At 39.2% G+C, this 13,885-nt stretch carries 18 protein-coding genes; 3 read left to right on the top strand and 15 right to left on the bottom strand.

The genetic code is table 11. The annotated features are described in order from the left end of the window. The first annotated feature begins 13 nt into the window (after window positions 1–13). Genes rnc through FM071_RS10115 form a run of 3 tightly spaced genes read left to right on the top strand, consistent with a single transcriptional unit; the run spans window position 14 to window position 2,540 of the window. The gene (rnc, locus tag FM071_RS10125) at window positions 14–694 is read left to right on the top strand and encodes a ribonuclease III (protein WP_193110873.1); all 681 of its coding nucleotides are present in this window, start codon (window positions 14–16) and stop codon (window positions 692–694) included. Further along, window positions 694–1,767, top strand: coding sequence for a chorismate synthase (aroC, locus tag FM071_RS10120; RefSeq protein ID WP_193110872.1), 1,074 nt, complete (start codon window positions 694–696; stop codon window positions 1,765–1,767). The genes rnc and aroC overlap by 1 nt, the downstream gene beginning before the upstream one ends. A 32-nt stretch (window positions 1,768–1,799) precedes the next feature. After that, on the top strand, window positions 1,800–2,540 hold the full coding sequence (locus tag FM071_RS10115) for a DUF4395 domain-containing protein (RefSeq protein WP_193110871.1): 741 nt from the start codon (window positions 1,800–1,802) through the stop codon (window positions 2,538–2,540). On the opposite strand, the gene FM071_RS10110 is transcribed toward FM071_RS10115, so the two are convergent. The 15 genes from FM071_RS10110 to FM071_RS10040 all read right to left on the bottom strand — a co-directional run bounded on the left by FM071_RS10110 (window position 2,537) and on the right by FM071_RS10040 (window position 13,790). Then, window positions 2,537–3,436 (bottom strand): DUF302 domain-containing protein, encoded by a 900-nt coding sequence (locus FM071_RS10110; RefSeq protein WP_193110870.1) that lies wholly within the window; start codon window positions 3,434–3,436, stop codon window positions 2,537–2,539. The two genes, FM071_RS10115 and FM071_RS10110, sit on opposite strands and share 4 nt — an antisense overlap. 122 nt (window positions 3,437–3,558) lie before the next feature. Next, window positions 3,559–3,990, bottom strand: a complete 432-nt coding sequence (locus tag FM071_RS10105; RefSeq protein WP_193110869.1) for an MOSC domain-containing protein — start codon at window positions 3,988–3,990, stop codon at window positions 3,559–3,561. A 179-nt stretch (window positions 3,991–4,169) separates the two neighbouring features. After that, window positions 4,170–4,484 carry a thiosulfate oxidation carrier complex protein SoxZ gene (gene soxZ / locus FM071_RS10100; RefSeq protein ID WP_193110868.1) on the bottom strand — a complete coding sequence of 105 codons (315 nt, stop codon included), beginning with the start codon at window positions 4,482–4,484 and terminating at the stop codon, window positions 4,170–4,172. 43 nt (window positions 4,485–4,527) lie between these two features. Continuing rightward, window positions 4,528–4,980: a thiosulfate oxidation carrier protein SoxY gene (locus FM071_RS10095; RefSeq protein WP_193110867.1), complete on the bottom strand. Its 453-nt coding sequence runs from the start codon at window positions 4,978–4,980 to the stop codon at window positions 4,528–4,530. A 20-nt stretch (window positions 4,981–5,000) separates the two neighbouring features. After that, the gene (locus FM071_RS10090) at window positions 5,001–6,146 is read right to left on the bottom strand and encodes a c-type cytochrome (RefSeq protein WP_193110866.1); all 1,146 of its coding nucleotides are present in this window, start codon (window positions 6,144–6,146) and stop codon (window positions 5,001–5,003) included. A gap of 2 nt (window positions 6,147–6,148) precedes the next feature. Then, window positions 6,149–7,522: a sulfite dehydrogenase gene (soxC, locus tag FM071_RS10085; RefSeq protein WP_193110865.1), complete on the bottom strand. Its 1,374-nt coding sequence runs from the start codon at window positions 7,520–7,522 to the stop codon at window positions 6,149–6,151. A gap of 277 nt (window positions 7,523–7,799) precedes the next feature. Then, the gene (locus FM071_RS10080) at window positions 7,800–8,069 is read right to left on the bottom strand and encodes a hypothetical protein (RefSeq protein WP_193110864.1); all 270 of its coding nucleotides are present in this window, start codon (window positions 8,067–8,069) and stop codon (window positions 7,800–7,802) included. Then, a complete protein-coding gene (locus FM071_RS10075; RefSeq protein ID WP_193110863.1) occupies window positions 8,069–8,215 on the bottom strand; it encodes a hypothetical protein in 147 nt (48 codons plus the stop codon). The genes FM071_RS10080 and FM071_RS10075 overlap by 1 nt, the downstream gene beginning before the upstream one ends. Window positions 8,216–8,221: 6 nt before the next feature. Further along, window positions 8,222–8,821: a DUF2231 domain-containing protein gene (locus tag FM071_RS10070; RefSeq protein WP_193110862.1), complete on the bottom strand. Its 600-nt coding sequence runs from the start codon at window positions 8,819–8,821 to the stop codon at window positions 8,222–8,224. Window positions 8,822–8,918: 97 nt separating this feature from the next. Further along, window positions 8,919–9,959, bottom strand: a complete 1,041-nt coding sequence (locus FM071_RS10065) for a DUF6781 family protein (protein WP_193110861.1) — start codon at window positions 9,957–9,959, stop codon at window positions 8,919–8,921. A gap of 10 nt (window positions 9,960–9,969) precedes the next feature. Then, a complete protein-coding gene (locus FM071_RS10060; protein WP_193110860.1) occupies window positions 9,970–10,245 on the bottom strand; it encodes an HP0495 family protein in 276 nt (91 codons plus the stop codon). Next, complete coding sequence (moaC, locus tag FM071_RS10055; RefSeq protein WP_193110859.1) at window positions 10,226–10,696, bottom strand: cyclic pyranopterin monophosphate synthase MoaC; 471 nt, start codon at window positions 10,694–10,696, stop codon at window positions 10,226–10,228. Before moaC ends, FM071_RS10060 begins: the two co-directional genes overlap by 20 nt. Before the next feature lie 42 nt (window positions 10,697–10,738). Next, window positions 10,739–11,326 (bottom strand): molybdenum cofactor guanylyltransferase MobA, encoded by a 588-nt coding sequence (gene mobA, locus FM071_RS10050; protein WP_193110858.1) that lies wholly within the window; start codon window positions 11,324–11,326, stop codon window positions 10,739–10,741. A 2-nt stretch (window positions 11,327–11,328) separates the two neighbouring features. Beyond that, complete coding sequence (locus tag FM071_RS10045) at window positions 11,329–12,468, bottom strand: OmpA family protein (RefSeq protein ID WP_193110857.1); 1,140 nt, start codon at window positions 12,466–12,468, stop codon at window positions 11,329–11,331. 62 nt (window positions 12,469–12,530) lie between these two features. Beyond that, window positions 12,531–13,790, bottom strand: a complete 1,260-nt coding sequence (locus FM071_RS10040) for a 3-isopropylmalate dehydratase large subunit (protein ID WP_193110856.1) — start codon at window positions 13,788–13,790, stop codon at window positions 12,531–12,533. Between the last annotated feature and the right edge of the window lie 95 nt (window positions 13,791–13,885).

Below are 13,885 nucleotides of genomic sequence, written 5' to 3'. Positions count from 1 at the left end.
GGATGAGAATAATATGCATAAAAACATAGAAACGTTAGAAAAAAAATTAGGATATGAATTTCATGACAAAAAGCTCATTATCGAAGCGCTGACACATAAAAGTTATAAACAGCCCTACGATAATGAGCGATTGGAATTTTTGGGAGACGCTGTTTTGGACCTTGTTGTTGGTGAGTATCTTTTTAAGAAATTTCAGCATTCCGATGAGGGAAAACTATCAAAAATAAGAGCATCTCTGGTAAATGAGACAGGTTTTGATAAACTAGCCCGCGCTTTGAACCTTGGCGATTATATTTTACTCTCCAATGCAGAAGATAACAATGGCGGGAGAGAGAAGTCTTCTTTGCTCTCCAATGCTTTTGAAGCGATAATGGGAGCCGTATACCTTGAAGCCGGTCTAAAAACAGTAGAGCGCATTGCAATCGGTCTGATAGAAGAGAATCATAAAGAGATATCACTTGATTCTCTCTTTAGAGATTTTAAAACAACGCTACAGGAGCTCACGCAGGCACGTTTTGGTGTTACTCCGGAGTATAAGGTCATCGCCTCACGCGGGCCTGACCATAAAAAAGAGTTTGAAGTGGCAGTATTTATAGAAGATAAAGAATACGCAAGAGCTGTCGGAAAAAGTAAAAAGATAGCACAGCAAGAAGCTGCTAAATTGGCAGTTGATATATTGAAAGAGGAAAAATAGTGAACAGTTTTGGAATGAAATTGCGATTCTCTACATTTGGAGAATCTCATGGAAAAGCTCTTGGATGTATTTTGGATGGTGTACCTGCTGGCTTGGATATAGACGAAGCATACATTCAAAGTGAACTTGACAGAAGAAAACCGGGAAAGAGTGAATTTGAAACGGCGAGAAAAGAGGCTGACAAAGTAGAGATTCTTTCAGGCGTATTTGAAGGTAAAAGTACCGGTACACCAATCGCCATGATTATTTATAATACAAATCAAAAATCTAAAGATTATTCTAACATCAAAGATGTTTTTCGTCCCGGGCATGCGGATTTTACCTATTTTCATAAGTATGGTATGAGAGATTATCGCGGAGGCGGAAGAAGTTCTGCACGTGAGACGGCTGCGCGTGTTGCAGCGGGGGCAATTGCGAAGCTGATGCTGCGCTCTTTAGGCATAGAAGTCCTTAGCGGTATCAGCGAGATTCACGGTATAAAAGCGCAAAAGTATAATTATTCGTATGTGAACGAGAGTATCATTTATGCGCTTGATCCTGACATTGAGCCAGCACAAAAAGAGGCTGTTTTGGAAGCTAAAAATCGTCATGATTCTGTTGGCGGTGTTTCCCGTGTACTTATCAAAGGTGTACCGGTTGGGCTCGGACAGCCGCTTTATTATAAACTTGACGGTGTTCTTGCCGATGCAATGATGGGTATCAATGCAGTCAAAGCAGTGGAGATAGGTGATGGTGTCCTGAGTGCACGCGCTCTTGGTTCAACAAACAATGATGCTATTCGTGCAAATGGTTTTGAGACCAACCATGCCGGCGGAATACTCGGAGGTATCAGTAATGGCGATGATATTGTGCTCAATGTCTACTTTAAGCCTACTCCTTCTATCTTCCAGAAACAGCATACTGTAACGACTACAAATGAGGAGGTCGATTTTTCTTTAAAAGGGCGACACGATCCATGTGTTGCGATTCGAGGAACTATTGTCTGTGAGGCAATGGCAGCGCTTGTTATTGCTGATATGCTGCTGCTCAATATGGGGTCTACCATGAGCGGTTTAATAAACTATTACAAATAAGTGATATCATTCATTAAAAATAAGGAGTTGCTTTGAATCTTCAAAGTTTTTTATGGGAATATGGAGAAAAAGTTCCAGGGTATGATGTCACGGTCATCAATGAAAGGGAGGCCAGAGCGGCAGCAGGAATTCTTTTTGCACTTGGGATGATTGTTATCTTTGTTGGAATCGGTTATAACCATATTATCGTTGCACGTGTTTATTTGGCATTTTTATTTATCGATTTTTTTGCAAGAACGCTGAGCCCTACTTATTCTCCTTCATTGCTACTTGGAAAATATATCGTTCGCAATCAAAAACCGGAGTATGTCGGTGGCCTGCAAAAACGCTTTGCTTGGTCGCTTGGCTGGTTTATTTCATGGTTTATGATGAATTGGTTCGTACTGCATTGGGATATTACTTTTTACAAAGTTATGCTGTGTGTCCTTTGTCTGACGTTAATGTTTTTAGAGACAGCATTTGGTGTGTGTGTAGGGTGTATGATTTACAAGTGGATCACTAGAAAAAATCCAGAGCATTGTCCTGGCGGTGTCTGTGAAATGCGTGTCAAAGAGCCTATTCAAAGATTCAATCCTATACAGGCCACGATCGCTATTGTAACTGCTGTTGCTCTTTTTGCAGGTATTTATCTCTTTCTTGCAAAAACGGAATCAAAAACATTTTTTGGGCAGTTTCTACATGAAGCCGTACTGACAAAAGCACAGCTTCAAAAAGAGGAAGATGAAAAATTTGAAAGAGAATCAGCAGGAGCCTTTGAAAACGACGACTTTTAGTCTGTCTGCTCTTGGAGTATTTTTTTAATCATTCCTTGCGCTTCTTTAAGCGCGTTGATGGATGCTCTATCATGAATATCAAGTGTTGTAATCCAGTTCTCAACACCTAAAAATCCCATATGCATTTTATTTTCACCTTTTTTCTTATATATGTAAAATGAACATGGTGCCCATGCTCCTGCTTCAGGATGAAATTTTGATACAGGATATATCACATCAAATTTACAGATGGAATATGTATGGTAGAAGTCATATGCATCATAGTCATTATCTTCAAAAAGTTCTTCCTGCAGGTTTGTATAGTTTGGGAATAAAAAGCCTAAAGGTTCCATCTCTCCCTCAAATTCGGCTTCAAAATCATCAATAAAGTCATCTATCGTTGTATCATCTTCGAGCTCTACATCAGCTGTAAAATTGACCTGTAGAGGTTTTCCTTGATGTGTCGGTTTGAAAAAAAGTTTTTTGAAGTGACCTTGCGGCATTGCTTTTCTCAGAGCTTTATGAACAAGTGCTGCATAGGATCTTAAATCTGGGTCGTTAGAAGGAATCTGTGTTGCTCGTGCCATGCCGTTAAAATTGAGCGTAGAGATGTTTATGCTGCCATCTGTATCTTCCCAGATTGACATTGTAAGGGGTGTTAATGCACCGAACCCAGGGTATTTTTTTATTAGTTTGAATGTCAGCTCATCATTACTGAACATAGCAAGATTATAGATTTTATAATGAAGTTTTCCAAATCTCTTTGAGAAAGGGATATTCATGTCATTGTTTCCGGCTATACTAAGTCCTACAGCTTCAAAAGCGGCTTCTATTGACTTGGGTGTAACTTTATGATCTTTGTTTTCTGTCGTAAAGACCTGTACGTCCTGTACAGTTTTGGCGTTGCTTAGCGTCACAAATATTAGAAGTATAGCGAGTATACTAGTGAACTGTGTGAATACTTTTGTCACTTTTCATCCTTCAATTAAAATAATCGCTATACTGTAACATCAATTATCTATAATTAATATTAATGAAACTAGATTTCTACAGTATCACCAATCTTTATAATTGAAGAACCGGAGACAACCTTTGCAAAAATACCTCTGTCATTTTTAAGAAGTTTAGGCAGTTGAGCGTTAAGTGTCGAAAGACCTTTGCAAAGTGTACAGTTTTGTGTGATTTCAAGAGTTGTATCACCAACTATAAAACGTGATCCTGGAGTGAGATGATAGGGATTTATGTCAATAAGAAGGTTCTCCCCTAAAGAGCCGGTCTCTAAGTTAATATTATTTTCCTGTGTAAGTTTGTAGCTGTCTGTTGCAGTGATTAAAATAGCCCGTTGATTGTCTTTTGCGTAAAATTTATCACCTATGATGCCTTCAGGATCTACTTGAATCTCTTGGGGTGTTAAACGTGTTTTGTTTTCATCATCTTTTGTAATAAAAATTTTTACTACTTTTCCTTGCATATATCATCCATTTGTTTTATATTGTAATACTTTTTTTACAAAATCTACTATCTTATATATGATTTATAGAATTTGAAAAAAGAGTGTTAGAGAAATACTATTATGTAATTTTTGAAGTTTCAAAAAGAGAGCATAAAGAGGCAGTATATAGTGCCTCTTTAGAGAGGTAAAATCAAAGATTATTTAATTTTAGCTTTACCTTTGTACGTTTTTCCTTTAAGGTCAACTGCTACTAGCTCTACTTTATCGCCTTTTGCTCCGATTCCTTTAAATTGGAATTTGAAGATAGGGTTTTTAGATAAGAACTGTGAAGTTGACATATCTGCTACTACTTCACCATTAAGTGTCGCAGTTAAGTGTGTAATGAAGTTTGCATTATCTCTGCTTCCTGTTTTTTTCTCAGCCATGTTGTATGTCATCATAGGGTGTTTGATCATTGCTTTAACAGAAACTGAACCATTTTTTAATTTTGCTTTTGCTTTAATTCCAGCCATTTTATTTCCTTAATATTTATTTTTATTTTTAAAGTGAAAAGGATTAACCTTCACATCCACCAAGAGCAACATCTAAAGTTTTCTTAGCAGCATAAAGCTTACCGTCTTTACCTTGAGCAACAACAGTAATAGTACCAGATTTAGCCATTTTGATTTTGATAGAGTATTTGTTTACACTATATTTAGTTGACTCTGCAACCATTACAGCTGCTTCTGGGTTGGCATCTTGGAAAACAGCGATAGATGTAATATCTTTGTCAGTTGAAAAATCAACAGGAATTGCTCCACCGTTACTTGCAACATCAGGTGCTTTTAGTTTAACACCTTCCATTGTCAATGCAGTTGAACCATACATAGCTTTGATAGCATCATCAACAGTTTTTGCTGTCCATACAGTTGGCTTTGATTTTCTGAAATCTTCCGCTCTTACGCTTGCCGGAACTGCAGCTAAAGCTACAGCACCTAAAGTCATACTTAAAAATTGTCTTCTTTCCATTATTTTTCCTTTGTTTGAGTTTATTTGCTTTTGTTGATAATATAATCAACAACAGATTTGAAATCATTATCTGATAAACTTGCACCACCTTTTGGAGGCATACCATTTATACCATGAATACCATTAGAGTAAACTTTAGCTTTTCCTTTAGTTAAAACAGCTGACCATGCCGCTTTGTCTCCAAGGACAGGAGCACCCATGCCTTCTGCACCATGACACATTGCACAGTTTGCTTCATATGATTTTGCAGCATCGAAACCTTTATTTTCTTCTTTTGGAAGATCACGCACGTCGCTTAGTGGTGGATGGAAGTCTTTGATACCGCCATTTTGAATGTAAACCACTTTTGCAGTTGGCTCTTGACAGTTATGCATACAACGCTCACTCGGTTTTACTTTTTGAGCACCGAAATTTTTAGGGTTTGCGAAGAACTTACGAACATTTTCCGGTCCTTGCGGTCCTTCAATTTTTGGTTCAAAACCATCTCTGTTTGGCATTTTGATCTTCAAGAATTTCTCACGATTGAGTACATACTCGTCATCTACTTCTTGACCATCGATTTCCATCTCATTTGTATTTAAAATGTATGCAACAAGAGCATAAACTTCATTATCTGTAAGTGAATCAGTCATTGGATGAGGCATAGCATCTTTGATATACCACCATAAAGTGCTTGCTTGTGGCCAGTATGTACCAAATACACGAACCGGACCATCAGTATCTGGTTTGATTCTTTGGTTTTTCAGTGTTTCATGCAATTCATAAGCATTTCCTTTTGCAAGTGATGGATAACCACCGCCACCTGAACCAAAGTCACCGTGACACATAACACATTTTTCATCATAGATATCAGAACCTTCTTCTGCCGTACCTTCACCTTCTGGTAAGCCAGTACCGTCAGCCATTACGTCTGAATTCCACTCTTCATACTCTTTTTCTGTCGGTTTGCGACCGAATTTGATAGCACCGCTATGTGCTTTTTCATTTACATGGTAAGGACCTGTTTTCCCATTGACAACCGGATATGTAAGACCACCGTCAATGCCAACTTTTGTAGGTGTACTTGCACCTGCAGGTGAAGCATTGTCCATACATGCAGAGAGTCCTAATGAAAGGGCTGCAGCTGCAGAGATTGATACTAATAGTTTTTTATTTAATTTAAACATTATTACGCCTTCCCTTCAACAAATAGCTCGCCGTTTGGTTTACGATCCAATTGAGAGCGTACTTCTACGTGAGTTATTTTTCCGTCTTTTTCAACTTTCCAAGTCTCAACCGCATTTCTGTGGTAAACTGCCTCTACACCAACTACAAGCTCTTCTTGATCGATTGTAGGTTGAATGTAGCCTGCATCATCCATAGCACGAGATGTAAGAAGAAGTTCTTCACCTTTTTTGTATGTATGAACATAGCTCCAGCGTGTCCAGCATTTTGGAAGCACTAAGCCTTTGAGTTCAGCTTGAACGTAGTTTCTACCACCGTCAAATGAGATATCAACACCCGTGATAGTTCCCATGCCTGACCATGCAAGACCTTCTATCTCTACAGTATCACCGTCTTTTAAATCAGACCAGTCAATTTCTGGAGATGGAGAAGTAACAGTTGAGTTTACTTCATTCGCATAGAAGTGCTGGATAGCTTTTCCGGTAGGCTTTAAGACCGTATATTTAGAAGTCTCTTCTTTACAGTACCAAGGTTCACTTGCGAAATCTAAACGGCGGAGCCATTTAACACAAAGGTTTCCTTCCCATCCCGGAACAAGTAGACGGATAGGATAACCCTGCTCAGGACGAAGTGCTTCACCATTTTGTCCCCAAACGATCATTGCATCATCAAGGACTTTTTCCATAGGAATAGTTCTTCCCATTTTAGATGAATCTCCACCTTCTGCAAGCATCCATCTTGCATCCGGTTTTACACCTAAGTCTGCAAGGATATCTTTAACATATACCCCTGTCCATTCTGCACAAGACATAAAACCTTTTGCAAATTGCACTGAGTTGTATTGAGGACCTCTCCACTCTTGACCACCATTTGCAGGACACTCGATAAAGTGTGTGCGTGTAACACTTGGGTAGCGCTTAAGTTCTTTCATAGTAAGAACAAGAGGTTTTTCTACCAAGCCGGTGATCATCAGTCTGTGCTCATTTGGATCAATATGAGCAACACCACCGTGACAACGGCTAAAGAAAAGACCGTTTGGCGTGATGATTCCCATTGATTCTTGAATAGGAGTAACTGCGATAGAAGCTCTGTAGTTTCCAGAAGCAAGAAGTTTTGTATATCTTCTTGTTACGTTATGCTCATATTTTGAAGGCATTCCGTAAAGATTTTTTGTTACAGGATCACCCCATTTTGTTCCCCAAGTAGTTGGTTCGACAATAGCCGGATCATCTGCTTGTGCGTTTGATGATAGAAGAGCTGTTCCAGCAAGAGCAGTCACTGAGAGTGCTGCTGATTTTGCTAAAAAGTCTCTTCTGTCAGTACTTGTACTCTTTTCGTTCAAAGAGCCTAAGTCTTGTTGAGATTTTTTAATATCCACAATTTCTCCTTATTAAGATTGTTTGTCATAGTTATATTACTAGTTCTTTGTAAAAAGTCACTACAAAGAATTGATTACTTCGGCATTATGCCGTCTTTTGTTTAACCATAAATATATAGCAAACTTTATTATACAAAATTATGAGATAAAAATGTGATATTGAGGAAATAAATAGAAGCGCATGTTTCAATTGGTAACCATGGAAACATATAAAAAATATAAATATTTCCCATGGTAATCTTTATGATAATTTTAAGTTATTTAGTATGAGAAAAACTTATTTTTTTACGATACCTAAGATGAGATAGTTTTCATTGTCTTCGTCAATGTAGAAAGGAATTATCAATCCTTGGTGTTCAATGTCTTTGATATTGTCATCATCGAAATAGATGGATTTTTTGAACTTTTGAACTTTTGTAGGCATATTTAAAATAATAGTATCAAGATACATCTTAAAGTTTTTGCATGCTGAAAGATCTTCATCTACAAACTCTTCAAGAAGTGTTTTGAGTTGATTTTCAAATGTGTCTGTGCATAAAATATTCATCATTTTGCTTTTGTTTGTAGCCAAGTTGAAATCTCTTGACTGCATGGATAAAATTCTTTTACAGAATTTTTGTCTTTTTTGTACGCTTCAAGTGCTTTTTTCATAGCTTCTTGTGCTACTGTATCTATATTGCTGTTTTTACTCATGAGCTATTACTCGTCTTCGCCTTCATTATCTTCAGCAGGCTTGTTCCCATAAACTGCATCTACTTCTTCAGAGATTGAGTTGATCTCATCGATGGCATCTTCATAAGCTTCTACTTTTTCCGAATCATCATCTGTATCTTCAGCAGTTGCGGCAGCTTCGTTCAGTGTACTCTGCATCATATATGCTTTAAAAGGCATTCCGTAATTATATACGATCTCTCCACCATGTTTTCCTTGAAGAAAAATAGTTCCTGTGGCACCAAGTAAAAGAATAATGGCAAGTGCTTCGATGCCAAACTTTTTCATTTTGCAGCCGGCAATTTTAATAAGTGCGATAACGGCCATTGCAATTGCAAGATAGAGCCCAAGTGCTTTGTGTTCCAACAGTTCATGTTTTCCATCAGGACTTAAAAATTCAAAGATCTGAGGACCGGCCTGGTTTCCGGTATACCAAACACCTATGACTGCAAGTGCAGCGATAAGTGTTGCGCGTGAAGATATTTTTGACATACCTTCCGTTTTTATAAAAAGATAGATCACTCCAAAAACAGAAGCGACGACTGGAAGAACCATGGCAAAGTGAGCGGTAGCTGGGTGTAACATCATATGTGTATCCTTTGAATATACTCGAGAATTTGTAATAAATTATAATACAAATATAATTATCACTTTTTAGTTATATATTATAATTTATTATTTTAAGCTACTTTTTATCTATGGCATCTTTTGCAGACTTAATCGCCTGGCCTAAAGCCTCTTTAGCGACAGAAAAGGCTTGAATGCCCATGCGTTTTGCCTCTTTTGCCTTTGGTGACTTGAGTGCGGAATCCGCTTTTTTGACAGCCATTTTTGCAAGAGATGAGAAACGCTCCTTCATCACCTCAGCCGTCTCTTTGGATATATGCACAAGCTCTTCAAGATCATACTGCATCGCACTGTTAAGATCGATGAGGATCTTTCTGATCATTTGTGAGCTTTCACTCGCCTGCGTGACAACGACTTGAGAGAAGAGTGTATCGGTTTGATTGAGATCTTCTATGATGGTATCATAATCCTCGATAAGGATATGTTTTGCTTCAACCGGCATATAAGCAAGACGTTTTTTAAATCTGTCTATGGATTGAATAAGTCCGGAACGCATTCCTTTGAGCGTCGCGCTGAGAATCTCTTCGGCTCTGTTTGGTGTCGCTTCGGCTACTTCAATGGCTGTAGCTAAAATAGTCGATAGAATTTTTCTGACACGTATGGTATTGAGAGAACCTTCTTTAATGGACTCGAAGGTGATCTCTTTGATGACTTCTTTTGTCGGTTCTGTAATATCGCCATCACTGTCTTTTTCAAGTGCGGTAATGATGGCAGATTCTACCATTTCAGAGAGGATATCGTAGAGATCAATTGATTGTAGTTTAATCTGATGCAGTTTGACCAATACTGTTTTATCGGCTGCGAACTCTTCTTCAAGTGCATGAAAGACTTCATATTTCTTCTCTTGCAGCTCTTCTGATTTTTTCTCTAATGCCCGCTCAATCGCCTCTTTTTGTTCAAGGAGTTTCTCAACATCATCTTCAAGCTGCTGAGTCTCTTTTTCTATAAAAAGATTTGCAATCGTTTTGATCTCTTCAAGCGAGAGATTCTCTTCATCTAATTGTGCATCATGTAGTGCGCTGCTGACTCTTTTTTCAATCGTTTTATATCTTTTGTTATAGGCTTCTTGCAGTTTTTTCTGTAGTTCTTCTTTTTGCATCGTTTACTCCTTAAAGTACCATTTTTATATCTTGATGACGTTTGAGGGCATCATAGATGAACTGTCTGTCATCCTCGTTATGCACAAGCAGATCAAGATTCATACTGACATATTTTCCGCCTTTTGATGTATTGGACGTTGTCAGCTTATGCTCTCGTTCCTCAATAACATCTTTGACCGCTTTTTCAAGCGTCTCTTTTTCACTTGCAATGACTTTATAGCACCAGTTGCACGGATATTCGAGTTCCAGTTTTTTCCCTGCGAGTTTATCGTTTAAAGTCTCCACTTTTGCCTCCTGATTTACTTTCAAGCTGAACGTTACGGATAATCATCCCTTTATCTATTGCTTTTACCATATCGTAGATCGTAAGCAGCCCTATAGATGTACCGGTGAGTGCTTCCATCTCCACACCTGTCTGTCCTGTCAGTTTTGCAGTTACTGTCAGTTTGAATCCTGGCAGTTCGGGTAGCTCTTCGACATCACAGTTGATGCCTGAGAGATTCAGCGGATGGCACATCGGAATGAGTGTGCTTGTCTGCTTTGTTCCCATAATGGCTGCTATAACGGCAGTCTGAAGAACCGGCCCTTTTTTTGTCTTTTCGCTGACAATCGCATTATAGGCATCTTGACTCATCTCTATAATACCGCTGGCAACAGCAACCCTTGTTGTGGCATTTTTATCACTCACATCGACCATCTTCGGTCTTTGGTTTTCATCTAAATGTGTTAAGTTCATATGTAAATCTTTTTGCTTTTTTACTATTATAGCAAAGAGGTGTTAATAATTTGAAGTTTTTAGGAGCTGGAGTGCTTTTTTGTAATCATCGGGATGGTTCATATTTAAAAAAGGTGTTGTGTCATGAAATGTGATGGTATTGGTATGTGCATTTTTGAGAAGATATCCAAGCTTGTGGTTCTCTTCTTCAAGCATTTTTTGAAACTCATTTTCGAGACTTCTGTGATAAATACCGCAAAGTGGTTGCAGCCCTTCTGGTGTTCTGGCAATCGTCGCATCGACGGCCGGATCATCCGCGTGAATTAGTTTGGAGATAATTATTTCATCGACAAAAGGAGCATCAACGCTGAGAGCGAAAAAGGCATCTGTGTTCAAGGTTTTAAACGCTGCTAAAAAACCGGCTGTCGGTGCAAAGAGTTTCACCGCTTTATTATCTTCAATGAATTGAGCGCTAAAGTCAAAATTTTTGCTGTTTTTACAAGAGATATAAACATTTGTAAAGAACTTGGAGAGTCTGGTGTATTGATATTCGGTGAGTGTTTTGTAAGAAGCAAAAGGGAGAAGCGCTTTGTCCTCTCCCATTCGCGAACTTTTGCCACCTGCAAAGATGACGCAGGGGATGTCGAACATAATTATTTTCTTGTAAGTTCCGCTTCTATACGTCTGTTTTGTGCACGACCTTCTGCTGTCGAATTGTCTGCTACAGGATTTGCTTCACCCATTCCTACAGCACTGAGTTGCTCAGGATTAACACCACGTGCAACAAGTGCTCTCATGACTGCAGTAGCTCTTCTTTGTGAAAGTTTTTTGTTGTAGCTTTCACTTCCTCTGCTGTCTGTGTAACCGACGATTTTTGCAGAGTAGTTTGTGTGTTTTTTAAGAAAATCTGCATATTTGTCAAGACGTGCATTGGAATCTGCTTTTATTGCAGCAGAATTATTCTCAAAGTTGATATTGAGCGCAACTGTCGCAGGACAACCATCAGAGTTAACTGCTTCACCTGCCGGAGTATTTGGACAGATATCGTCTGCATTGAGAACACCGTCATGGTCATCATCCATAGAAACAGGGCATCCCTCTGCATTTACAGTTGTGTTTGCCGGAGTATTTGGGCATTTGTCAAGTTTGTCATAAATACCGTCACCGTCGCTGTCAACTTCAGGAGCAACTACTGCGACAACAGCAACTTCTTCTACAACTTCTTGAACTTTTGGCTCTTCCTTCGGTGCTTCCTCTGCTTTGGCTCCAAAAGAGTATGTAAGGCCGACCATTGCAATGAGGTTGTTGTCAGCATTGTCATTATGTGCACTGCTTACTTTTGCCAAGTACAGCGCTTCGGCTTTAAATGCCCATGATTTTGCAAAAGGAACTTTCACTCCGGCACCTGCATCAAGAACAAGACCGTCTTCATTGTAGTTTTTAACTTCTGTACCGACAAATTCATAACCGAGACCGGCTTTTGCAAAAGGTGTGATATCACCGATTTTGTCAAATGAGTAGACACCGTTTAAGAGTGTACGTGTAATAGATGTATCTCCGCTGCCATCGTAATCTGCATTTGGAGAGTAAAGCACAGAGATCTCAGGTGCTATCTTTGAGTCTTTGTAGTTGTATTGCAGTTCTAAGCCGCCTAAAAAGTGATCATCGCCTTTAATGCCGACATTTCCCTCAACCATGTCATAACCGATCATTGGTGAGATTTCATATTTTGCATCTGATGCAAAAGAAGCAGTTCCTAAAAGGAGTGCGGGAAGTAAAAGTAAACGTTTCATATAAATGTCCTTAAAAAGTGATAATGAGATTGTATCATAAAAGAATGAGCAAAGGCTCACTCTTATCTAGGATCTGTGATATATCCTGTGATTGCAGAGATGGCTGCAACAGCTGAGTTTGCCAGGTAGACTTTTGAACTGCGTGAGCCCATGCGGCCTACAAAGTTTCTGTTCGTTGTAGAGATGGCAACTTCTCCGTCTCCCAAGATTCCCATGTAACCGCCAAGACAAGCACCACAGGTCGGGTTGCTGACAACACCGCCGGCATCAACGATGATGTCGATGTAGCCTAGATGATTTGCCTCACGCAGGATCTTTTGTGTTCCCGGTGTTACGATAAGTCGAACATCTGGGTGTACTTTCTTGCCTTTTAAAATCTCTGCCGCTACTTTCAAGTCAGCTAAACGGCCATTTGTACAGCTCCCGATGAAAGCCTGGTCCACTTTTATCTTGTCAGCCACTGCCTGAACAACAGAGTGACCGTTTGACGGCAAGAACGGATAGGCAATAACCGGATCAAGGTTGGCAACATCTATCTCCAGTATCTGTGAATAAGAGGCATCTGCGTCAGAGTAGTGCTCTTTTGGCTCACGTGCAAGCTCTTTGTCTGAGAGGAATTCACGAGTGATATCATCAACAGCTACGATACCGCTTTTCGCACCCGCTTCAATGGCCATATTACACATAGAAAATCTGTCATCCATGCTTAAGTGCTCGATTGTGCTTCCTGTGAACTCCAAAGTTTTATAAAGTGCACCGTCTACACCGATCATGCGGATGATTTCAAGGATGATATCTTTTCCTGTTGTATATTTTCCGGGTCTTCCAGAAAGTACGACTTTAATAGACTCAGGCACTTTAAACCAGTTGCCGCCTGTGATCATGGCAAATGCAAGGTCGGTAGAACCCATACCTGTTGAAAAGGCTCCAAGTGCACCGTGTGTACATGTGTGAGAGTCTGCACCGATGATGACATCACCAGGAACGACGAGTCCTTTTTCAGGAAGCAGTGCATGCTCGATTCCCATATCTTTTTCATCGAAGAAATTTTTGAGATTGTGTTTTTTTGCAAAATCTCTTGAAATTCTTGCCTGATTTGCAGAAGCGATGTCTTTTGCAGGAATGAAGTGATCGAGTACGATAGAAAATCCGTCAGGATTTGCAAGCTTCTCTGCACCGCTCTCTTCAAATGCTTTGATGGAGATAGGTGTTGTAATGTCATTACCGATAACCATATCAATCGGTGAACGAACGATTTCGCCTGCATATACTTTTTTGCCGACATGCTCGGAGAATATTTTTTCAGTTATAGTTTGAGCCATAATGATGAACCTCTTAATAGTATAAATAATTTCGCGATTATAGCATAAGCATTCTTTTAAAAAACTGCATTTTTCATGTCTGAATTCTTAAATAG

The sequence above is a fragment of the Sulfurimonas paralvinellae genome (genome assembly GCF_014905135.1).
GTDB lineage: Bacteria > Campylobacterota > Campylobacteria > Campylobacterales > Sulfurimonadaceae > Sulfurimonas > Sulfurimonas paralvinellae.
Note: the sequence above shows the minus strand (reverse complement) of the source record. Positions and strands in the feature narration are given on the sequence as shown.